Annotated in this window: 27 protein-coding genes, 1 other RNA gene and 1 other annotated feature; of the genes, 26 read left to right on the top strand and 2 right to left on the bottom strand. The window is 40.4% G+C overall.

The genetic code is table 11. The annotated features are described in order from the left end of the window. Nucleotides 1–165 precede the first annotated feature (165 nt). The 15 genes from rpmG to OZX76_RS07355 all read left to right on the top strand — a co-directional run bounded on the left by rpmG (nt 166) and on the right by OZX76_RS07355 (nt 11,078). Nucleotides 166–315 (top strand): 50S ribosomal protein L33, encoded by a 150-nt coding sequence (gene rpmG / locus OZX76_RS07425; RefSeq protein ID WP_277130642.1) that lies wholly within the window; start codon nt 166–168, stop codon nt 313–315. A 6-nt stretch (nt 316–321) separates the two neighbouring features. After that, nucleotides 322–492 (top strand): preprotein translocase subunit SecE, encoded by a 171-nt coding sequence (gene secE, locus OZX76_RS07420; protein WP_277130643.1) that lies wholly within the window; start codon nt 322–324, stop codon nt 490–492. Between the two features lie 101 nt (nt 493–593). Next, nucleotides 594–1,142, top strand: coding sequence for a transcription termination/antitermination protein NusG (gene nusG / locus OZX76_RS07415; RefSeq protein ID WP_277130644.1), 549 nt, complete (start codon nt 594–596; stop codon nt 1,140–1,142). 124 nt (nt 1,143–1,266) lie between these two features. Further along, entirely contained in the window at nt 1,267–1,692 is a 426-nt protein-coding gene (rplK, locus tag OZX76_RS07410) for a 50S ribosomal protein L11 (RefSeq protein WP_046307440.1), read from the top strand. Between the two features lie 73 nt (nt 1,693–1,765). After that, nucleotides 1,766–2,458 (top strand): 50S ribosomal protein L1, encoded by a 693-nt coding sequence (rplA, locus tag OZX76_RS07405; RefSeq protein ID WP_277131727.1) that lies wholly within the window; start codon nt 1,766–1,768, stop codon nt 2,456–2,458. A gap of 145 nt (nt 2,459–2,603) precedes the next feature. Beyond that, a complete protein-coding gene (locus OZX76_RS07400; protein WP_277179150.1) occupies nt 2,604–3,479 on the top strand; it encodes a phosphate ABC transporter substrate-binding protein in 876 nt (291 codons plus the stop codon). Beyond that, nucleotides 3,472–4,467, top strand: coding sequence for a phosphate ABC transporter permease subunit PstC (gene pstC, locus OZX76_RS07395; protein ID WP_277179148.1), 996 nt, complete (start codon nt 3,472–3,474; stop codon nt 4,465–4,467). The genes OZX76_RS07400 and pstC overlap by 8 nt, the downstream gene beginning before the upstream one ends. After that, nucleotides 4,467–5,360 carry a phosphate ABC transporter permease PstA gene (pstA, locus tag OZX76_RS07390; protein WP_277179146.1) on the top strand — a complete coding sequence of 298 codons (894 nt, stop codon included), beginning with the start codon at nt 4,467–4,469 and terminating at the stop codon, nt 5,358–5,360. Before pstC ends, pstA begins: the two co-directional genes overlap by 1 nt. Nucleotides 5,361–5,369: 9 nt before the next feature. Beyond that, the gene (gene pstB / locus OZX76_RS07385) at nt 5,370–6,170 is read left to right on the top strand and encodes a phosphate ABC transporter ATP-binding protein PstB (RefSeq protein WP_277179144.1); all 801 of its coding nucleotides are present in this window, start codon (nt 5,370–5,372) and stop codon (nt 6,168–6,170) included. A 12-nt stretch (nt 6,171–6,182) separates the two neighbouring features. Next, nucleotides 6,183–6,938 carry a phosphate ABC transporter ATP-binding protein PstB gene (gene pstB / locus OZX76_RS07380; RefSeq protein ID WP_277179142.1) on the top strand — a complete coding sequence of 252 codons (756 nt, stop codon included), beginning with the start codon at nt 6,183–6,185 and terminating at the stop codon, nt 6,936–6,938. Nucleotides 6,939–6,952: 14 nt separating this feature from the next. Then, nucleotides 6,953–7,621, top strand: coding sequence for a phosphate signaling complex protein PhoU (gene phoU, locus OZX76_RS07375; protein WP_277179140.1), 669 nt, complete (start codon nt 6,953–6,955; stop codon nt 7,619–7,621). Nucleotides 7,622–7,653: 32 nt separating this feature from the next. Beyond that, nucleotides 7,654–7,780 (top strand) — a sequence feature (ribosomal protein L10 leader region). A gap of 35 nt (nt 7,781–7,815) precedes the next feature. Next, nucleotides 7,816–8,325: a 50S ribosomal protein L10 gene (gene rplJ, locus OZX76_RS07370; RefSeq protein ID WP_277179138.1), complete on the top strand. Its 510-nt coding sequence runs from the start codon at nt 7,816–7,818 to the stop codon at nt 8,323–8,325. Between the two features lie 48 nt (nt 8,326–8,373). Then, a complete protein-coding gene (gene rplL / locus OZX76_RS07365) occupies nt 8,374–8,736 on the top strand; it encodes a 50S ribosomal protein L7/L12 (protein WP_277131712.1) in 363 nt (120 codons plus the stop codon). A 277-nt stretch (nt 8,737–9,013) separates the two neighbouring features. Continuing rightward, nucleotides 9,014–9,949: a C39 family peptidase gene (locus tag OZX76_RS07360; protein ID WP_277179136.1), complete on the top strand. Its 936-nt coding sequence runs from the start codon at nt 9,014–9,016 to the stop codon at nt 9,947–9,949. A gap of 85 nt (nt 9,950–10,034) precedes the next feature. Then, nucleotides 10,035–11,078: an NlpC/P60 family protein gene (locus tag OZX76_RS07355; RefSeq protein WP_277179134.1), complete on the top strand. Its 1,044-nt coding sequence runs from the start codon at nt 10,035–10,037 to the stop codon at nt 11,076–11,078. A 43-nt stretch (nt 11,079–11,121) separates the two neighbouring features. Here OZX76_RS07355 and OZX76_RS07350 read toward each other — a convergent pair whose 3' ends face one another. Next, nucleotides 11,122–12,168 carry a C40 family peptidase gene (locus OZX76_RS07350; protein WP_277179132.1) on the bottom strand — a complete coding sequence of 349 codons (1,047 nt, stop codon included), beginning with the start codon at nt 12,166–12,168 and terminating at the stop codon, nt 11,122–11,124. Nucleotides 12,169–12,285: 117 nt separating this feature from the next. Between OZX76_RS07350 and OZX76_RS07345 the strand changes: the two genes are divergently transcribed. The 3 genes from OZX76_RS07345 to OZX76_RS07335 all read left to right on the top strand — a co-directional run bounded on the left by OZX76_RS07345 (nt 12,286) and on the right by OZX76_RS07335 (nt 14,884). Continuing rightward, a complete protein-coding gene (locus OZX76_RS07345; RefSeq protein WP_277179130.1) occupies nt 12,286–13,269 on the top strand; it encodes a serine hydrolase in 984 nt (327 codons plus the stop codon). 13 nt (nt 13,270–13,282) lie between these two features. After that, nucleotides 13,283–13,834, top strand: a complete 552-nt coding sequence (locus OZX76_RS07340) for a L,D-transpeptidase (RefSeq protein WP_277179128.1) — start codon at nt 13,283–13,285, stop codon at nt 13,832–13,834. An 81-nt stretch (nt 13,835–13,915) separates the two neighbouring features. Next, complete coding sequence (locus OZX76_RS07335; RefSeq protein WP_277179126.1) at nt 13,916–14,884, top strand: SLAP domain-containing protein; 969 nt, start codon at nt 13,916–13,918, stop codon at nt 14,882–14,884. Nucleotides 14,885–14,961: 77 nt separating this feature from the next. Here the strand turns inward: OZX76_RS07335 and OZX76_RS07330 are convergent, their stop codons facing one another. After that, nucleotides 14,962–15,507, bottom strand: coding sequence for a hypothetical protein (locus tag OZX76_RS07330; RefSeq protein ID WP_277179124.1), 546 nt, complete (start codon nt 15,505–15,507; stop codon nt 14,962–14,964). Between the two features lie 192 nt (nt 15,508–15,699). Between OZX76_RS07330 and OZX76_RS07325 the strand changes: the two genes are divergently transcribed. The 8 genes from OZX76_RS07325 (at nt 15,700) to OZX76_RS07290 (ending at nt 21,205) form a co-directional block, all read left to right on the top strand. After that, nucleotides 15,700–16,839 carry a serine hydrolase domain-containing protein gene (locus OZX76_RS07325; RefSeq protein WP_277179122.1) on the top strand — a complete coding sequence of 380 codons (1,140 nt, stop codon included), beginning with the start codon at nt 15,700–15,702 and terminating at the stop codon, nt 16,837–16,839. A gap of 69 nt (nt 16,840–16,908) precedes the next feature. Next, nucleotides 16,909–17,529 carry a class I SAM-dependent methyltransferase gene (locus OZX76_RS07320; protein ID WP_277179120.1) on the top strand — a complete coding sequence of 207 codons (621 nt, stop codon included), beginning with the start codon at nt 16,909–16,911 and terminating at the stop codon, nt 17,527–17,529. Continuing rightward, complete coding sequence (tadA, locus tag OZX76_RS07315; protein ID WP_277179119.1) at nt 17,529–18,026, top strand: tRNA adenosine(34) deaminase TadA; 498 nt, start codon at nt 17,529–17,531, stop codon at nt 18,024–18,026. Before OZX76_RS07320 ends, tadA begins: the two co-directional genes overlap by 1 nt. 25 nt (nt 18,027–18,051) lie before the next feature. Next, an RNA gene (gene ffs / locus OZX76_RS07310) (signal recognition particle sRNA small type) lies at nt 18,052–18,151 on the top strand. A 52-nt stretch (nt 18,152–18,203) separates the two neighbouring features. Next, nucleotides 18,204–20,021: a DNA polymerase III subunit gamma/tau gene (gene dnaX / locus OZX76_RS07305; protein WP_277179117.1), complete on the top strand. Its 1,818-nt coding sequence runs from the start codon at nt 18,204–18,206 to the stop codon at nt 20,019–20,021. Nucleotides 20,022–20,036: 15 nt separating this feature from the next. Then, complete coding sequence (locus OZX76_RS07300; protein ID WP_277131683.1) at nt 20,037–20,375, top strand: YbaB/EbfC family nucleoid-associated protein; 339 nt, start codon at nt 20,037–20,039, stop codon at nt 20,373–20,375. Further along, nucleotides 20,376–20,975 (top strand): recombination mediator RecR, encoded by a 600-nt coding sequence (gene recR, locus OZX76_RS07295; protein WP_277179115.1) that lies wholly within the window; start codon nt 20,376–20,378, stop codon nt 20,973–20,975. Beyond that, a complete protein-coding gene (locus OZX76_RS07290) occupies nt 20,975–21,205 on the top strand; it encodes a YaaL family protein (protein WP_277179113.1) in 231 nt (76 codons plus the stop codon). The genes recR and OZX76_RS07290 overlap by 1 nt, the downstream gene beginning before the upstream one ends. Nucleotides 21,206–21,259: the final 54 nt, after the last annotated feature.

Below are 21,259 nucleotides of genomic sequence, written 5' to 3'. Positions count from 1 at the left end.
AAATCGCGTAATACAGCTAGTTTTGATGGCAAAATCTTTGCTCAACCAAGCTACTTGCGCCAGATATTTTTTAAAAAAAGTTACGCAGTGAATAAATTTGTTGGCCAATATTAATTGCTCATGCCGTATTTTTTTGCTAGAATAAAAGAGTTTGGAAGTGAGATTATGGCAGTGAAAAAAGCATCTTTGGCCTGCAGCGTCTGCGGCTCGCGTAACTACTCAATCACGGCAAGTAAAAATCGCACTCAGCGGCTTGAACTAAAAAAGTTTTGTAAGCATTGCGGTAAAATGACTGTGCATAAGGAAACGAGGTAGGAGTTAATGATTAAGTTTTTTAAGAGTGTTGTCCAAGAAATGAAGTTAGTTACTTGGCCAACTGCTAAACAAAACCGTCACGATACAGCAATTGTTATCGTAACTTCAATCTTATTTGCGGCATATTTGGGTCTACTTGACTTAGCATTTAGTAGTTTGACACAGATAGTGATGTAAATAGAAATAATTTTGAATCCGTGTTATAATGGACATTAGTTGAAAGAACCTCAGTCGAGGTTTTTTTGTTTGCCAAAAATCAAAAGGAGAAATTGTGTTAAATGGTTGAAACAACAAAGAAGCAATGGTATGTATTGCATACTTATTCAGGTTATGAAGATAAAGTTAAGTCTGACCTGTTGTCACGTGCGCAAAGTATGGGGATGCAAGACTATATTTTTCGGGTAATGGTCCCTGAACAAGAAAAGATTGAAACTGTCCACGATAAGAAAAAGGAAGTCGAAGAAAAGATTTTCCCGGGATACGTTTTAGTTGAAATGGTTATGACTGACGAAAGTTGGTTTGTTGTTCGAAACACACCAAACGTTACGGGCTTTGTTGGTTCCCACGGTGGTGGTTCTAAGCCGTCACCATTACTTGATGAAGAAGTTAACCGCTTATTGCGTCAACAAGGTGAACCAGCTAAACGGCCACAAATTGACTTTGAAGTTGGCGAAACAGTTACAATTATCGATGGTGCCTTTAACGGTGTTGAAGGTAAAATCACTGAAATTCAACCAGATAAGTACAAGTTATTTGTTTCTGTTGATATGTTTGGTCGCGCAACTACAACTGAACTAGACTACGACCAAGTTAAAAAGATTGATTAAAATAAGTTAGTATTGCAATTATCGCTAAACGATGATAAGATACTAACGTACTTTTATTATTGTGGGAGGAGAAGTAGGTAACTTCTCCATTTTAACCACACACGGAATCAAGGAGGTTTTGACCGTGGCAAAGAAAGTTATTAACGTTGTCAAATTACAAATCCCAGCTGGTGCTGCAACACCCGCACCTCCAGTTGGTCCAGCTTTAGGTCAAGCAGGTATTAACATTGTTGGTTTTACTAAGGACTTCAATGCTAGAACTGCTGATCAAAAAGGCATGATTATCCCTGTAGTCATTACTGTGTATGAAGATCGTTCATTCGAATTCATTACTAAGACTCCACCAGCTCCAGTATTATTGAAGCAAGCTGCTAAGATCGACAAGGCTTCTGGTGAACCTAATACCAAGAAGGTTGGTAAGGTAACTAAGGACCAAGTTAAGGAAATCGCTGAAACAAAGATGAAGGACCTTAACGCTGCTGATGTCGAAGCTGCTATGCGGATGATCGAAGGTACTGCTAGAAGCATGGGTATCGAAGTCGAAGACTAATCCTGTTATTTATAACAATTTAGGTGGGAGAGCTGCTCGGGCTTGTTTGACCACATATTAAGGAGGAAATCACATGCCAAAGCATGGTAAAAAATATGTCGAAGCTGCTAAAAAAGTAGATTCAAAGAAATTATATTCAGTTGCTGAAGCAATGAAGTTAGTTAAAGAAACTTCATACGCAGGTTTTGATGCTTCAGTTGAAGTTTCATACAACTTGAGTGTTGACCCTAAGCAAGCTGATCAACAAATTCGTGGTTCACTTGTATTGCCTAATGGTACTGGTAAGACCCAAAAGGTTGTTGTTTTTGCTGAAGGCCCACAAGCTGAACAAGCTAAGGCTGCCGGTGCTGACGAAGTTGGTTCAGACGACTTAGTAGAAAAAGTTCAAAACGGTTACTTGGACTTTGACGTTGTTGTTGCTACACCAATGATGATGGCTAAGGTTGGACGTTTAGGTCGTATTTTAGGGCCTAAGGGTTTAATGCCTAACCCTAAGACTGGTACAGTTACAATGGACATCGAAAAGGCCGTTAAGAACGTTAAAGCTGGTCAAGTTGAATACCGTGTTGACCGTCAAGCTGCTATTCATACAGCTATTGGTAAAGTTTCATTTACTGATGAACAATTAGTAGAAAACTTTGACGCTTTACGTGACGTTATCTTACGTGCACGTCCAGCAGCAGCCAAGGGTCAATACATTAAGAGTGTTGCTGTTGCAGCAACCTTTGGCCCAGGGATCAAGCTTGATCCATTAAACTTGGACTAATTTAATATAGATTAATCAATTAAAAGCAATTTACATTTCTGTAAATTGCTTTTTTTTCGTATACCTTAAAGGTAGATATCATTTGGTATGCTACGCATTATTTGTTAAACTATAGCAAAATCTAATTTATAAATTGAGGAAACGTATGCATAAATTACATTTAGGTAAATTGATGGCTCTGATTTTGGTGTTACCAATTTTTTTGGTTGGTTGCAGTAAAGACCGCAACAAAATAACGATTGTGGGGTCAAGTGCCTTGCAGCCGCTTGTTGAACAAGCGGGCAATGATTATCACTTAACTAATCCTGATAGCAATATTATTGTTCAAGGTGGCGGCTCTGGTACTGGTCTAAGTCAGGTGCAAGCTGGAGCGGTGCAAGTTGGCACCTCCGATGTGTTTGCTGATACGCAAAAAGGAATAAATGCAGCCAAGCTTCATGACTTTCAAGTAGCAGTTGTCGGGATTGCTCCGATTGTTAATAAGGGGATTGGTATTAGTAATCTATCTTCAAAACAACTCATGGAAATTTTTACCGGTAAAATTACGAACTGGCGCCAAGTTGGTGGTAAGAATTTACAGATTATTGTTATTAATCGCTCTCGTGGCAGTGGTACTAGGACAACTTTTGAAGACTTAATTTTAAAGGGTAAGGATGCCGTCAATTCGCAAGAGCAGGATTCTAACGGTACGGTTAAAAAGATTGTCAGTTCAACGCCAGGCACAATTTCGTATATTTCTTTTCCTTATGCAAATGATCCCAATATTCAAAAAATAAGTATTGATCATACAAGACCAACAAATCAAAATATCCCGACTAATAAATGGCAGCTCTGGTCCTATGAGCATCTGTATACCAAAGGTAAGCCAGATAAGGAAACTGCTGCTTTTATTACTTATATTTTGAGTAAAAAAGTGCAACGTGACCTGGTACCTAAAATTGGTTATCTAAGCATTAATGAAATGAAGGTTACTCGCGACAGTCAAAATCGAATTACAAAAATAGGTAATGCACATGAATAAACACGAACAAGACTTACAAGAAGTTGTTGACCAAGCGATTGCTGAGCAGAAGGTACCACATGTTAAGTTTAAAAAGATTGTTCCCGAAAGTGTTGATATTGCCCGCTTAACTAGTCCATCTAAGGAAACGCGGCAAGAACACTGGGGTAAAGGCTTGACATCGCTAGCAATTGCAGTTATTGGAATTTTAATTGTAGCAATTATTGGTTTTGTTGGGGTGCGAGGCCTTGCAACTTTTGTCGACGATAAAGTGAACATTTTTAACTTTTTGTTGACGAGTAATTGGAACCCTAGTGCTGGCAAAGATCATGTTGGTGCTGCAGCAATGATTGTTACTTCTTTTGCGGTGACGTTATTAGCTGCCTTAGTAGCAACGCCATTTGCCATTGCTATCGCCTTGTTCATGACCGAATATAAATCCGGTAGGCAAGCACAGTTTTTACAATCAGTTATGGAACTGCTTGTTGGTATTCCATCAGTTGTTTATGGCTTTTTGGGCTTGACAGTGATTGTTACAGTCACTCGCAGTATTTTTGGTGGCACGGGATTTGGTATTTTAGCTGCAACGTTAATTTTATTTGTCATGGTTTTACCAACAATTACTTCACTAACGGTTGATGCCTTTAAGGCTGTTCCGCAAGACTTGCGAAAATCGTCTGCAGCTTTAGGAGCAACGCGCTGGCAGACAATTTTTCATGTTGTATTGCGAGCTGCGCGGCCACGCATTTTAACCGCAATAATTTTTGGTATGGCGCGAGCCTTCGGTGAAGCCTTAGCCGTACAAATGGTTATCGGTAATGCCGTCTTAATGCCATATAACCTAGTTAGCCCATCAGCAACATTGACCAGTCAATTGACTAGTCAAATGGGCAACACGGTTATGGGCACGTTGCCTAACAATGCTCTGTGGTCATTGGCACTACTATTGTTAATCATGTCATTGGCGTTTAACTTCCTAGTTCGCCTTATTGGAAAAAGAGGTAGCTGATGAATTCAAAAAGAACCGACCGACTGGCTACGGGGGTAATTTACCTGCTAGTTGCGATTATTATTCTGGTATTAATTGGTATTTTAGGCAATATTTTAATTGCTGGTGTGCCACATTTATCATGGCATTTTTTAACATCTGCCTCATCATCATTTGAAGCTGGCGGCGGGATTCGTGACCAACTATTCAATTCACTTTACTTACTCGTTTTAACGCTGCTGATTTCACTTCCAATTGCATTAGGAGCGGCCATTTATTTAGCTGAATATGCCCAGGACACATGGGTAACGCGACTAATTAGAACGACGATTGAAATTTTAAGCTCGCTGCCATCAATTGTTGTTGGCTTGTTCGGCTATCTTTTGTTTGTAGTTCAGTTTGGGCTAGGCTTTTCAATTATTGCCGGTGCGTTAGCACTAACCTTTTTCAATTTACCAATCTTAACTAGCAATATTGAGCAGGCAATTAATGGGGTGCCGCAAGCACAGCGCGAAGCAGGCTGGGCGCTGGGACTATCAAATTGGAAAACAATTCGCGGCGTTGTCTTGCCGTCGGCATTACCTGGGATTATTACGGGAATTATTTTAAGTGCTGGGCGTGTTTTTGGTGAAGCAGCCGCGCTAATTTATACTGCTGGACAAAGCGGTTCAACCGTTGATTATTCTAACTGGAACATGTTCAGCTCAACTAGCTTTTTGAATGTGATGCGCCCAGCAGAAACCTTGGCAGTTCATATTTGGAAGGTGAACACCGAGGGGATTATTCCTGATGTGAATCTTGTTTCAGCAGCGACATCGGCATTATTGGTAATTGTTGTGATTATCTTTAATTTTGGTGCGCGCTTGTTGGGCAACTGGCTCTATAAGAATTTAACTGCTGCTAAAGTAAAATAAGGAATTTATATGGAAAATTGGCAAAACCAAACGAAATATATTAAAACTTTCAATAATGATGATTGTGCGCTTTATACTCACAATTTAAGTGTTTTTTATGGTGGCACGGTGCAGAAACTATTTGATGTCAGTTTGGGCTTTAAAAAGAACACCATCACGGCCTTGATTGGTGCCTCGGGTTCCGGGAAATCCACATTTTTACGTTCTTTAGACAGGCTGAATGATCGTGTTGCCAAAGTTGATGGCAATATCATGTTTCATGAACTTGACATTAACCAGAAAAAAATTAACGTTTATGAATTGCGAAAGGCAATCGGCATGGTGTTCCAGAAGCCTAATCCTTTTCCAAAGTCGATTAAGGAAAATATCACTTACGCGCTAAGGGCCAATGGTGAGCAGGATAAAGCCAAGCTTAATCAACTTGTTGAGGAAAGCCTAAAAGCTGCTGCCTTGTGGGATGAAGTCAAGGATAAGCTGGATAACAGTGCCTTAGCATTATCTGGCGGTCAGCAGCAACGCTTGTGTATTGCGCGGGCAATTGCGCTAAAGCCAGAAATTTTGCTCTTAGATGAGCCGGCTAGTGCACTTGACCCGGTATCTACGGCGAAATTGGAAGATACGCTCAAGCAGCTGCGCAGTAAATACACCATGATTATGGTGACGCACAACATGCAGCAGGCTTCGCGAATTAGCGACTATACCGCATTCTTTCATTTAGGACGTGCTCTTGAATATGATACAACGACCAATATTTTCACTAATCCACAGGGCGAAATTACCGAGAACTACATCCAGGGCAGTTTTGGCTAAAGGAGTGTAACGATGAAGAACATTATGGAAGTCAAAAATGTCAAATTAAATTATGGCGATTTTGAGGCGCTGCATGGTATTAATCTAGCGTTTCCGGAGCAAAAACTGACGGCTTTAATTGGACCTTCAGGCTGTGGTAAGTCAACATTACTGCGGTGTCTTAACCGGATGAATGATAATATTGCGAACATTAAGATTACGGGAGATATTTTACTGGCTGGGCAAGATATTTATCGGCCACACCTTGATTTAGTTGAACTGCGAAAAAATGTGGGTATGGTATTTCAACAGCCAACACCGTTTCCGTTTTCTGTTTTTGATAATGTAGCTTATGGCTTGAAAGTTGCTGGCATTAAGAATAAAGAATTAATCCAGCAGCGCGTCGAAGAAAGTTTGAAACAAGCGGCAATTTGGCAAGAAACTAAGGATAGCCTGAATCGAAATGCGTTGGCCTTTTCCGGCGGTCAGCAGCAGCGCATCTGTATTGCGCGAGCACTTGCAGTTAGACCCGCAGTAGTGCTGCTTGATGAGCCAACATCTGCTCTAGATCCGATTTCTAGTTCTGAAATTGAAGAAACCTTGATGACTCTCAAAACGAAGTATACTTTCATCATGGTAACGCATAACTTGCAGCAGGCGAGTCGGGTTTCAGATCAAGTTGCGTTTTTGATGAATGGTAATTTAATTGAGTCAGGAACAACTGAAGAAATGTTTTTAGCGCCTAAAAAAGAAATCACAAGTAATTACCTAAACGGCCGGTTTGGCTAAAGCGAGGGAAAACCATGCACGAAATATTTTTAGATGAATTAAAAAAGCTGAATACGCAATTTATGGAAATGGGCGTCTTAGTTAATGATCAGATTGATCAGGGGACACGTTCGTTTGTCGCTCACGACAAAAAAACAGCTCAAGAAATGATTAAAGAGGCCTACGTGGTACCAAAAGAGGCCATTAGAATTGAAAAAAAGGCGCTGGATCTAATGGCCCTCCAGCAGCCAGTGGCCACAGACTTTCGGGTTGTCATCAGTATTTTAAAGGCAGCCACAGACCTAGAACGAATTGGCGAAAACGCAATTAGTTTGGCCGTTGAAACGGTTAGAGTGAAGGGCAATCCGCGAATTCCTGAGGTTGAAAAAATCATTTCGCAGATGACTCATGAAGTTCGCAAAATGTTAATCGAAGTCTTGACAGCTTACGTTCAAGAAGACGAAAAGACGGCACGGGCGATGGTTGATCGCCAGGAAGTGGTAACAGCCAATTATCAAAAGGCTCGAAAAGTTATCATTGACGGCGTTGAAAAGGATTCTAATGCGGCAGTTGCTTCTGCCAGTTATTTTGTCATTATTAGATTGCTTAAGCGAATTGGCGACCACATTATCAACTTGGCTAGTTGGGTTATTTACAAGGTTTCTGGGGAATTATTTGAACTGGCTGACCCAAAAGCAGAATAAATACTTGCTTAACTTAATTGGGCCTGCTATACTTAATAAAGTAAATTCTACCTAAGACTCGGGTGGCATCATGCCTTAATTTCCCGCCGAGGCCAGAAGATAATGAAGATTTTTTCGAAACTCCATGTCTTTGTGGCATGGAGTTTTTTAGGCCTTTTAGGATTTATTAATGAATTTTATGGAGGTGAATTCGATTGAGTAAAGCTGCTATTGCTGCAAAGGAAAAGCTTGTTGATGCTTTTGCTGAAGAACTTAAAGCTGCAAAGGCCATCTTGGTAATTGATTACCTTGGTTTAACTGTTGAAGAAGTTACTGCTATGCGTAAGGAACTTCGTGAAAACGACGTTAAGATGAAGGTTATCAAGAACACTTTCTTGAGACGTGCTGCTGCTAAGGCCGGTATCGAAGGCTTAGATGATACTTTTGTTGGTCCTACTGCTGTTGTTTACACTGATAATGCCGATGACATTACAGAACCTGCACGGATCGTTTCTAAATTTGAAGATAACTTTGATGTTTTGAACATTAAGGGTGGTATGCTTGAAGGTAAATTGACTTCTAAAGAAGAAATCAAGGAACTTGCTGCTATTCCTGGCCGCGAAGGCTTACTGTCAATGCTTGTATCTGTATTGCAAGCTCCAGTTCGCGACTTCGCATGTGTTGTTAAAGCTGTTGCTGATTCAAAAGACGAGGCTGCAGAATAAAAAGATTGTAATTATATCTAATACTAATTTTTCGGAGGATACTTAAATATGGCTTTAGATACTGAAAAGATTATTGAAGACTTAAAAGGTGCTTCAATTCTTGAATTAAATGACCTTGTAAAGGCTATTGAAGATGAATTTGATGTTACTGCTGCTGCTCCAGTTGCTGCTGCAGGTGCTGGTGCCGAAGCTGCTGCTAAGTCAACTTACGATGTTGAATTGACTGAAGCAGGTCAAGAAAAGGTTAAGGTTATTAAGGCTGTTCGTGACATTACTGGTCTTGGCCTTAAGGACTCAAAGGACATGGTTGATGGTGCTCCTAAGAACGTTAAGGAAGGCGTTTCTGAAGACGAAGCTAACGACATTAAGTCTAAGCTTGAAGAAGTTGGAGCTACTGTAACCCTTAAATAGTTACAGTCCAACTGGACAAAGCTCATAAGAAACCGCATAAGCTCAACATTTAGAGCTTGTACGGTTTTTATTTTTGCCAATTTGTAGCCCAAATGTGTTCCCAGTGCTAAATAATTAGCATTAAATCCTTCGCGCTAATGCACGAGGGATTTTTATTTGTAATTAAAATCTTAATTGCACACATGATAATTTAAAAAAACTATATTGAAACTGAATTTATAAAAGTGTAAATTATACTAGTATTAAATTTTATTTAAAGGATTACAGAAAGGAAATTATGTATAAAAAACTCATTTTTGCAATGATTGCTGCTTTGTCATTAATGGGCTGGAAATCGACAACATCAGTTAAGGCTGCCACTATAGACCCAGCTAACAGTCAGAATACTGTTGAACAAACAAGTAAAACTGATGATACTGAGCAAGATAGCACTACTAGTGAAAATAGCGTGACGACTACTCCTGCAAAGCCTAAGCCACAAAAGCAGGGCTGGGTAGTCAAGGGTAAGAGCACATATTACTATCAATCCGGTAAAAAGGCTAAAGGCGTCGTTAAGATTGGGCAAAGCCATTATTTGTTTAATAAAAATGGTGTGATGCTAACGGGTGTTCGCAAGACGCCACATAAAACAACGTATAGCTATTACAAGGCAAATGGTGAACGGAGCGAAAATTCTGCTTCAACTAAAAAAGCATATTATTGGATTAAAAAGGGTAAGATTACTGGTATTAAAAATAATGCTAAGGTAGTTAGCCAAAGACCAGAATTGCCAACAGGTTGCGAGATGACTGCCGTGACAATGATGTTGAACTTCGCTGGTGTCAAGGTTTCTAAATTTACGGTTGCCAAGAAAACCCCGCGCAGCAGTAATCCAGATAAAGGCTTTATTGGTTCGCCTTATAAGGAATATCCAGGTGGCTATTGGGTAACACCGAATGGCATTAAGGGTGTTGTTAAGCATTACTTGGGTAAAGCCAAGGTCATGACCGGTGATAGTTTAACGGCCGTTAAAAATAAACTGCTACATTCACATTTAGTTGTTGCTTGGGTTAAGGATGTTGATGGCTTTTCTAATCATGCCTTGGCACTGACTGGCTATCATAATGGACAAATTTTTTATAATGATCCTTGGACAGGCAAAAAGTCTGCAATGAGTGATGGCAGCTTTCTTAAGCACTGGCGCGGAGATGGTTTAAGAGCATTAAGTTACTAAAATATCAAAATTAGTGTTTTCTTATTGTAAAATTAATGCTATTATTTTTTTAGTTAGTTTAAATTTGTATTTTGGAGGGAAAAAGATGAAATATAGCCAACGATTATTTGCTGGTGTTGCAGCAGTAATGTTATTAGGGGGTTTAACAACGGGAACAGTTGTTGAAGCTGATAGTGTCAGTTCAACCAATCTAACAAGTAATTCGGGTCAAGACAGTACTAACACTACTCAGCCTGCAACTACTCCAGCCGATAACAATAGTAATGCTTCTCAACCTAGCAAAACAGTGACTGCTTTTAGTGGGGTAAGTACTAAATATAAGTGGACTGCTGGAGATAAGATTGAAGACCAAATTTCTTTAAATAGTAAGGAAGTTCGGCCAGTATATTTACAAAAGTGGGACGGCAAGCAGTATGTTGATGAAAAGAAATTCACTACTACTGCCGATGGTAAAGTTACGGTAACTTATCCTGCAGTTTGGTATCACCACTTACATACGACTTGGCGTTTGTATGCTCCTGAAACTGATAATGCAACTTCAGCTAAGAGTGATAAAATCGGCATTTCAACAGTGCGTCGTTACCAAATTCCTAAGAAATATCGGCAATTGCACATGAAGAGTTTGCATTTAAAGGGCTACTATACTAGTCCATTTGATAAGAGTTTGAATTATGCATCAACTAGAAGTGACTATGTTAAGGCATTTATCAAACGCGGTTATCAATATAAAAATGCCGGCACTGCTTGGATTGACTTTACTTCTAAGAAGCCGGGAACTTCAGTTGACTGTTCAGGCTTAATTATGCAATGTATGTATGCAACTGGAATTGACCCATCACCGGCCAATCCAAAATGGCATTCAACTCACGAATGGGGTTGCCGCTCATTTGTCCAAAGCAGTACTTTGCAAACAGTAAGTCTTAATCACTTGAAACGTGGGGACATTATTTTCTATGGTCGACCAAAACCAGATGTTTATCATGTTGGTATTTACTTAGGTAATAACAAGGCTTTGCATTCATGGCCTAATTGGGGTGTAACGGTAACTGCTGCTAACTTCCAACAATATTATTATGCTAAACGGATTTTCCCAGTGACTCATTCTAAGACAGTTCACGAAAGAAATTAATAATTAACAAAAGCACTTCAAATCGAAGTGCTTTTGTTTGCTTTTAAACAATTCTTCTCACAATACCATCAGGATGATGGACAATCTTGGATTTAGCAGTACGAGAGCTCCAAAATGCGTCATGTAAACTAGAAACATCAACGCCGCTGGTAATTGTATAAGGGCTGTCGTGTAAGAAAAGTCCCTTGCCCAGATAAATTCCAACGTGTGCTAAGTGACCGTCAGATTGGTCATCAAAGAAAATCAAGTCACCGCGCTTTTTATGTTTGTAGCTGACACTACGACCATTATTGCATTGGCTAAAAGTTGTCGAACCTAAATGGTGACCAATGCTTGAGTAGAGATAATTAACAAAGCTTGAGCAATCATAATGGCGTGTGTTTTCGTTATAAACAGAATGGCCAATCATCTTTTCACCCTTGGTAATAGCTCGCTCTAACTGGTGATTACTGCCTTTTAATGCATTCAGATTGAACTTTAATTTTGCTCCTTGAATCCAATAATTTTGTTGATTAAAGCTAAACCGATAATAAGCACTGTTGATATTAGTGTGCGCAATCATATTGACATGTACCCATTTATTTTTCAGTCCTAGCTCCTTGATACTACAGATTTTACGTGCACCATTAGTATGCGCTGGCTTGTTGTACAGGGAAGCATTGGCAACAACTTTCATCTTGTAATTTAATTTGCTTTTAGTAATTAAATATTGATTGAAGGCCTTTTTATTTAGCCAGCCATATTTTGTTTTAACAAAAGTCCCCTTAGCAGTTTGGGCAACTTTAGAATAGCTGACATGCTTATTATAGTAGTCCTTAGCTGATTTGCCCTTTTTGTTTAGCTTTTTGCTGAAGCCATAATGCGTTTGAAAGATAACGCCTGATCCCCGTTGCTGATAAATAATAGGTTCAGAGCTTGCAGCAGCTGGATTCGCTGGCGCAGGTTGCTGGTTATTATCTTGTGACGATTGACTAGGAGTATTAGTTGGTGCTGGTTCTTGAGTAGCAGCCATGACTTTGACGTTGGCACTATAAATACAGGCCGCGCCGATTAACAGAGCAGTCAAGAAGTGTTTGACTTTAATTGACATATTGGAATCCTTTCTTAAAAATACGATACACAGTTAGTATTTTATACTATAATAAACTACATGAATTGATTTTTAAAAATAAATATTAATAGATAGTCGTGGAGGAGGAATTTAATCTTGAAAACTAGGCGCTACTCTCTTGGAATAGCTGTAATATTTTGTTTGTTAATTTTCATAGTTATTCCTGTTAAGGCTACTAGTACAGGATTAACTGATGAGAATAATCCACAGCTATATAGTCATAGTCATCATCAAGCTGCAACAGTTGGCCAGAGCGGCGACCAAATAAAAGCTAAAAAGCCGAAGACTAAAGCAAAGGCATATATTGTGCTTAATCGCAAAACTGGTGCGATTTTATTGCAAAAAAATGCCAATAAACAACGTTTAATTGCATCAACAGGAAAATTAATGACGATTTATTTAGCCAGACGCAAGTTGGCCAGTTACCCTCAAGATTGGAAGCAGCGGCTTAGCTTTTCCAAGTCATTAATTAAAATGGGGGCTGACCCTGGATTTGACGGCTTTCATGCTAAAAAAGGCCGCAAGTATACGGTTAAGCAGTTACTAGAATCGGCGATTATTGACTCTGACGATAATTCAGCAATTCGCTTAGGGCAGTGGGTTGCTGGGTCAAACCGTAAATTTATTACGATGATGAACAAACAGGCTAAGTTGTGGCAGATTAAGGCTCGCTTTGTCTCAGCATCGGGGCTTGAAAATGACGACTTAGCTCGTTACGGTTATTACGTCAAGGGTGGCAGGACTTCGGGCAATTTGTTATCGGCTAAGAGTTTAGCAATTGTGGCTTACCACGTCGCTCATGATTATCCCAGTTTGATGAAGTATTTTGCCACTGGGTCGATGAAGGTTGCGGGTCAATGGCTGGTCAACGAGAACCGAATGTTGCCGGGGCACAAGTACTACCATAAGTCTTTTGAGCTTGACGGGATGAAGACTGGCTGGACGCCGCGAGCTGGCTACTGCTTTGTTGGCAGTTGCCGCAAAGGCGATGGCTTGATTACAGTTGTGCTAAATGATGAAAATGAATTTTCCGATACAGTTAAGTTAATGCGTTTTGCTTATCGGAATGTAAATAATTAGGAAAGAAAAATTAATGATTAAAAAAGTTTGGTTGCTAGGCGTCAGCTTGGTAATTGGCGGTCTTGCATTGAGTCGACCATTGTCAGTCACTGCTAGTGATGAAGTGCCACAGGCGGATATGCGCGAGCCGATTAGCTACACAAAATCATCTGAAGTTAAGCCGTATCCCAAGCACTTAAGTGCCAAAAAGGACCGCATCATTGTCTCTCTTAAGAAGCAGCGGGCATATTTGAAGCGGGGCAAAAAGACGCGCTATGAATTTTATGTTTCTACTGGTGCACATCACCAAACGCCACGGGGCAATTACAAGATAAATACTTATCGCGCACCGTGGTTTTATTCAGCTAGTGAAGGAATGGGCGCCAGATATGCGGTTGGTTGGCTGCAAGGTGGGCTATATCTGTTTCATGAAAATCCGTGCACTTTGCAACATAAAACGATTAAGTCGGTTGCCAAAAGTTTGGGTAAAAAGCCGACTTCTCATGGCTGTATTCATTTAAGCACCAGTGACGCGCGGTGGTTTTATCACAATGCGCCAACGGGGATGCGCGTGATTATTAAATAAATATTGCTGCAGGAAATTGCCTAAATTCCAAATTAAAACTATGATATTTAGTATATTGTGTATTTAAAAGGATGGAGAAAAATGAAAATTAATTATCGCAAAATTATGATTGCAACAGTTGCTCTTGGGTGTACTTGGGGAAGTTTGGCTCTGAGCAATGATGCTGTAAATGCCGATACGGTGACTGCAAAGACCACATTGAATGTTCCAGCATTAACTAAGAAAGCTAAGCTTAAGAAAAATGCTCGTGTCTACAATAAAAAAGGTCATCGTGTTGGTAAAAAAGTCCTGAAAAAGGGTAAGAAAATTACAATTTATGGCACGAAAAAGATTCGGGGCAAGAAGTATTATGCAATTGGGCACGGTAGATATGTCTTAATTAGTAAGGTTAAGCTGCTGAAAGCAAAGCCAGCAGCACCAGCTAATAATAATTCAACTAATCAAGGTTCAAGTACTGTACCAGTTGAAAATCCTACTCCAACTAAGCCAAGTGAAATTAAACCAGCTGATGCAACGAAACCGGCACCAACCAAGCCTGCACCAACTAAGCCAGCAAAAAAGCCCAAGAAACATACAATTGATGACTTTTCAATTGGTGAGTTTCGGGCAGAATTTTTAAAGGATCTGAATGCAGAACGTGCGAAGCGCAATCTATCACCAGTAACAGAAGATCCACATTATGACGAAGTTGTACAGCAACGGTCTGCATTATTGCCAAGCAATTTTGACCACGTAGATGCAGCTGGAAACTTTATTTTGGAAAATTACTTTGATAATGCAGGTATTAACTATCATAGTATTGCCGAATGTATCGCAATGGATCCGTGGGGCTGGATTGTAAACCATAATAATAACGAGCTAGAGCAATCACCAACTGGTGGTACGTCAGTAGAAATTGCCGATGTTGCAATCTATGAATACATTTATAATGATGCCGACTCCAACTGGGGTCACCGGGATATTTTGCTTAACGCAAATGACAAGACAATCGGCGTTGGTGCAGCAACCGAAGACGATTATATTTATTCATCTGTTGGGGTAACGTATTAAATTAAAATGACGACAGATTTAGGAAACAAGTTAATCTTGGACAATAATAAAAGCACTTCATTGCGAAGTGCTTTTATTTATTTTTGATAACTAAAATATTGATAATGCTTGTTCTTCAAGGCTTTGGCCAGTTCAGGTGTGCGGTATGCATGATGGTCAACCCAGATTTTAGCGCCACTAGCACTGGTCAGCACTTCGTTATCGTCAAAGGTGGCCACGTTATAGTATTCACCGTCGCCCATCCCTTGATTCCAACCACGGATGTTAAGCCAAATAATACCATTTACGGTAGTCGTGTCGTCAGCATAAACCCAGCGAGCTGTCTTTTTTAAGATTGCCTTATCATTGGTATCTGGGTCATGCTTAACATAAGCGTGCAATTTGGTGTAGCCGACCTTCTTTTTGCCAACGTAAAACTTAGCGGTCTTTTTAGTGAAAACTTCCTTGTCGAGCTTTTTCGTGTAAGTATCATAGTAATACCAAGTGCCCCGCATATTTTTAGGATAAGATTTGATTTTTTTAGCTTTGACAGTAGTTGCTGCAGCAGGCTGTGGCGTAATTGCCGAACTGGTGCCCAATGTAATCAAAGCCGTTACGATTAATAAAGTGTGTTTTAATTTCATTTTCTATCTCCCATATTCAATTAGCTTCATTATAAGCTCATCTTTTGTCACTGAAAAGAGATAAAATGGTAAAACACCTGTTTATCTCTTTTGTTAAACTTGAATAACAGGAACAAAAACATTATTGTTATTTGAGTATGCGTTTGGCAATAAAAGTTTAAAAAGAATGAATGGGAATATTAACGAAGAACTGTGAAGAAGCAAAATATTTTTAAAATTGGAATAATTGGCTTAGTGATGACGCTTAATGCTGGTGTCTTGAGCTTTCAGACAGTGCAGCCAGTTCGGGTTCAAGCGGCAACGTCTCAGAAACAGGCGCTGCGCCAGTTTGTTAGAAAAACCATGGCTAAGCACCATGTGCGCGGGTCAATTGTCGTGATTAAAAATGGCGTGCCCCAAAAGATTAGCTATGGCTATGCCTTGAGCAATCGTAAAATTGGCAACGGCAATCGTAAAGTCGTGTACCCAACTGGTTCATTGCAAAAGGTGATTACGGGTGCAATGATTGTGCAAATTATGGATGAGAAAAAAGAAACCAATCAGGAGTTTGACCAAAATACAAAAATTGATCGTTGGTTTCCTAGCCTAAAGAATGCTCAGAAAATCTCGGTGGGCAATTTATTGACGCACACTTCGGGGATTAAACCGCCAAATACTGAAGTTTGGCGGCATCATAATTATTCCGAAAGTGCAGCAATTAAGATGACGATCGCAAATGCCAATCAATTTTCGTTTGCGAAGGTTGGTAAATATCATTATAATAACGCGAATTATATCTTGCTGGCTGGAATTATCCGGCAGGAGACGCGGCAATCTTACCAGACTAATTTACGTAAGCGAATTGTTAAGCCACTTGGCCTCACAAGTACATTTACGGCAGCATCCTTGCCTAAATCCAAGTTGATTGCGGGATCATACTATTCTAATGGTGGTGCCAATTACCGCAATCCTGTTTACTTGACGAAGGCATTTGCTTCACAAATGCTGGGTGCTGGTAATCTGCTAACGACGCCAATGGAATATTACCAAATTCAATGCGGTTTAACTAACGGCACGATTTTGACGCAGAAGCAGTTTCAATATTTAACTAATCTGGCAAGTAAGACGACGGCATATTCCGGCGGGCTGCATATTAAAAAATCTGGTAAGCTGAAGATTGCTTATGGTAATCTGCACGGCACACACTTTGGCATGTGGGTGCAATTAACTTCTGATAATCAAACTGGGATTGTCATGTTTTTGAACCAAACTAATAATAGTGCAGCCAAGGAAAAGAAAGTTGGTTACAGTATTTTGCAACATATTGCGCCGGGGACATTTTTGCCAAAGTAACATTTTAACTATCGGTTGTTATGGTAGTAAAATGATTAGTAAAGAGTTTAATTTAGAAATGAGCGAATAATGGCTAACGAAAAAAATCAAATGTATTTTGCTGCTAATCCAACGGCCAAGCATGACGAGCATGTTGTTGACTATCATATAGGCGGCGTGGATTTAAAGTTTAACACCGACGCTGGTGTTTTTTCAAAAATGCGGGTTGATTATGGGTCTGGTGTTTTAATTAAGGCAATGGCAGATGTGACTTTCCCAGCAAGCAATATTTTAGATGTTGGTGCAGGCTATGGCCCGTTGGGCTTATTTGCGGCAAAATTTTGGCCCAAGCAAATGGTTGACTTAGTTGATGTTAACGAGCGCGGGTTAGAATTAGCCCGTAAAAATGCGGAACTAAACCATATTAGCAATGTCACGATTTACAAGTCTGATATTTATCAAAATGTTCCTGAAGAAAAGAAGTTTGGTCTTATTGTAACTAATCCGCCAATTCGCGCCGGTAAGAAGGTGGTTTCTGGTATTTTAGCCGGAGCCAAGGATCATTTGGTAGCTAATGGCGTCTTGCTGGTTGTTATTCAGAAGAAGCAGGGGGAGCCAAGTGCTCGTAAGCTGCTTAATGCTACTTTTGGCAATTGTACTGTTGTAACGCGGGACAAGGGTTACTATATTTTGCAGGCAGTAAACAGCTAATGGATTTTTCTAGTGAAGATAAGAAGAAGTACATGCAACTGGCATTTGACCAAGCGAAGAAGGCGCAGACTTTAGGTGAAGTACCGATTGGTGCGGTAGTAATTGATTCTGAAGGTCAAGTGATTGGCGTTGGTTATAATCGGCGTGAACTTGACCAAGATGGCACGCAGCATGCTGAGATGATGGCGATTAGGCAGGCTTGTCAGAAACTGAATAGCTGGCGGTTAATCGATTGCAGTTTGTTTGTAACCTTGGAGCCATGTTCGATGTGTGCCGGCGCAATTATCAACTCGCGCATTAAGAACGTCTTTTACGGGGCACTTGATCCTAAGGCCGGCGCTGCTGGCAGCGTAGTTGATTTGTTTAGCGTAGAGAAGTTTAACCATCACCCGAATGTCGTGCGCGGCTTGTATCGCGAGGAGGCAAGCAGGATGCTGAAGGACTTTTTTCAAGAAATTCGGCGCCAGCAAAAATTAGCAAAAAATTCGGCAAAGTAGTGGAAAATTCACACTAAATACGGTATCATATCTATTGGGCAATGTTTGACTTCTGAAGCGTGTCAGGACCGGAAGGTAGCAGCACTAAGGTTGCTCAGGCATGTGCCTTTTATTAGATATCAATAAACTCTTAACTCTTTAAAAGAGTTAAGAGTTTTTTACTAGAGAAAGATGAACATGGCTTATCAAGCGTTATACCGCAAATGGCGGCCACGCACTTTTGATAGTGTTGTTGGCCAAGAAGATATTACGAATACTTTGAAAAATGCGATTAAGCGCGGTACGATTTCGCACGCTTTTTTGTTTGCCGGTCCCCGGGGAACTGGTAAAACTTCGTGTGCCAAAATTTTTGCCAAAGCTCTGAATTGTACTAATCTGCAAGACGGCGAGCCCTGCAATGAATGTGCTAATTGTTTAGCTGCCGATAAGGGTGCAATGCCCGACATTATGGAGATTGATGCCGCTTCGAATAACGGTGTCGATGAGATTCGTGAAATTCGCGATAAGGTTAAATATGCACCAACTCAAGGCAAGTACAAGGTCTACATTATCGACGAGGTTCATATGTTGTCGATGGGAGCGTTTAATGCTTTGCTTAAGACCTTGGAGGAACCGCCGGAGCATGTTGTCTTCATTTTAGCGACAACCGAATTGCAGAAGGTACCAGCCACAATTATTTCGCGGACGCAACGCTATAATTTTAAGCGAATTGCTCAAGCTGATCTTGAGCAGCGGATGAAGTATATTTTGGACCAAGAGCAGATTAAGTATGAGGACAAGGCATTAGCTGTCATTGCGCAGGTCGCTGACGGCGGGATGCGGGATGCGTTGAGCATTTTGGACCAACTACTTAGCTATGAAAAAGATACGGTTAATTACGATGATGCACTGCAAATTACCGGTTTTGCTGCTAAAGAAAAAATCGAAGAAATTTTGCTAGCATTATTAGAAAAAGACGCGGCTAAGGCGCTGACCTTAGCTCAAGCAGAATTGCAAAATGGTGCCACTTCCAAAAACATTTTGGACGAACTGATTGATATGGCGACTAATGCCTTGCTAGTAGTCAAGGCTGACGGGCAGAACAAGAGTAACTTTTTAAGTGCTGATTTTGTGCAACAGATTGCGACCATTCCTGCGCAGCGTTATTTTCAACTGATTGCGGCGGCTAATGATGCACTAAATGATTTGCGTTATACTAATCAGCAGCAGATTCCGCTGGAAGTGTTCCTGGTTGCAAGTACTAACGAGCAACAGTCAGGTGCTGCTTTACCGGCTGCTGCTTCAAGTCCAGCTGCTTTAACTACTGGTAAGAATGGCGATTTACAAGCTGAAATTACTGCTTTAAAAAAGCAAGTGGTCGATTTAACCGAAAAATTTTCTAAATTATCTAGTCAGCCGCGCAGCAATAGTCGTGATCAGGTTTACCATATTGACTCAGCATCAGCGCCCGTTAAGAAAACATCACAGGCTAATTCGATAGTTGAAAAGCCTAAGAAGAAGCCACGCGTGCGAAATACCAAACGTGCTAATGAGCAAAATCGTAAGCAAGTGTATCATGTGCTAGAAAATGCCACTAAGCATGATTTAATTGCGCTGAAAGATGTTTGGCCGGACTTACAATCAGTCTTGTCAGTCTCTCAGCGTGCTTTGCTTGATGTTTTGCAGCCAGTTGCAGCCAGTCCCGACCAAGTGGTGATGAAGTGCAAGTACACTTTGTGGTTTGAAAATGCGAGCGCGGATGATGACTTTTTGACCAAGTTAACTAGTGAGATTGCAAAGTTCACCAAGCATGACTATGAGATTGTCTTGGTACCAGATGAGGATTGGCTCAAGGTACGCAAGGACTTTTTACAAACGCATGGTAAAGAGCTGCTGGCTAAGAAAAAAGAAGGCGCGAGCCACGAACCAGCTGGTGAGTCTATTGAAACCGCAAATGATGAAGTTGTTCAGAAAGCCAAAGACTTGTTTGGCGATGCAGTTAATATTAAAGATTAAATTAAGGAGAATAAGATGAGTAAGAGACCTAACTTTGGCGCAATGGGCGGCATGGGTGGAATGAATATGCAGCAAATGATGAAGCAAGCTAAGAAGATGCAAGAGCAGATGATGCAGGAACAACAAACAATTACTGCTCAAGAATTTGTTGGTAAGTCTGCTGATGACTTGGTTGTTGCAACTTTTAGCGGCGATCGCAAATTAAAAGAAATTACAATTAACAAAGAAGCGATTGATCCTGATGATCCAGATATGTTGCAGGATTTAGTCATTGATGCTGTTAATAAGGGCTTGTCAGCAATTGACCAAGCCACCCAAGCTAGTTTAGGTAAGTACACGAAGGGCATGATTTAATTGCAATATCCAACACCGATTGCGCATTTGATTGATTCATATATGAAATTACCGGGTATTGGTGAAAAAACAGCGACTCGGTTGGCTTTTTATACTTTAGACATGCCGGATGATGATGTTTATGATTTTGGTGCAGCTTTGAAAGATGTTAAAGAAAAATTACGGCGTTGTTCAATCTGCGGCAATATTACTGAGCAAGATCCATGCTCAATCTGTGCTAATTCCGAGCGCGACCAGTCAACAATTATGGTTGTTGAGCAGCCTAAAGATGTGATGGCTTTTGAGGAAATGGGTGAATATAATGGCCTTTACCACGTGCTACATGGTGTCTTGTCGCCAATGGATGGGATTGGCCCAGAAGAAGTCAATATTAAGTCGCTAATTGTCCGCTTGCAAAAGCAGGATAGTGTTAAAGAAGTGATTTTAGCATTAAACTCAACTCCAGAAGGTGAGTCAACGGCGATGTATATCAGCAAGTTGATTAAACCAGCGGGAATTAAGGTAACACGGCTGGCAGCTGGATTGGCAGTCGGTAGCGACATTGAGTATGCCAATTCAATTACCTTAAAACGAGCAGTCCAAGGGAGAACATCAATCTAATGGCACGAACTAAAGTTAAACAAATGGGCGACGATAAGTTAATTGGCGTGATTGAAAAGTTGCAGGATGAAATGGCTGTGCAGAAAAGCTTGGATTCGACAACGCTTGATATGTCGGACGACAATATTATTGCTAACAAAATTTTACAGGCTAAGTATTCCTTTTTGTATAATGAGGCACGCCACAGGCATACAAGATTTAGTGGTTACACGAATGCCATTTCTGAATAAAAAGTCTACTAGCGTAGGCTTTTTTATTTTTGTGAAAATTAAAAGTACGTTGGG

The sequence above is a fragment of the Lactobacillus sp. ESL0677 genome, assembly GCF_029392875.1.
In the GTDB taxonomy this organism is placed as follows: domain Bacteria; phylum Bacillota; class Bacilli; order Lactobacillales; family Lactobacillaceae; genus Lactobacillus.
The sequence above is the reverse complement of the archived record's forward strand: the minus strand, read 5'-3'. Positions and strand labels throughout refer to the sequence as shown.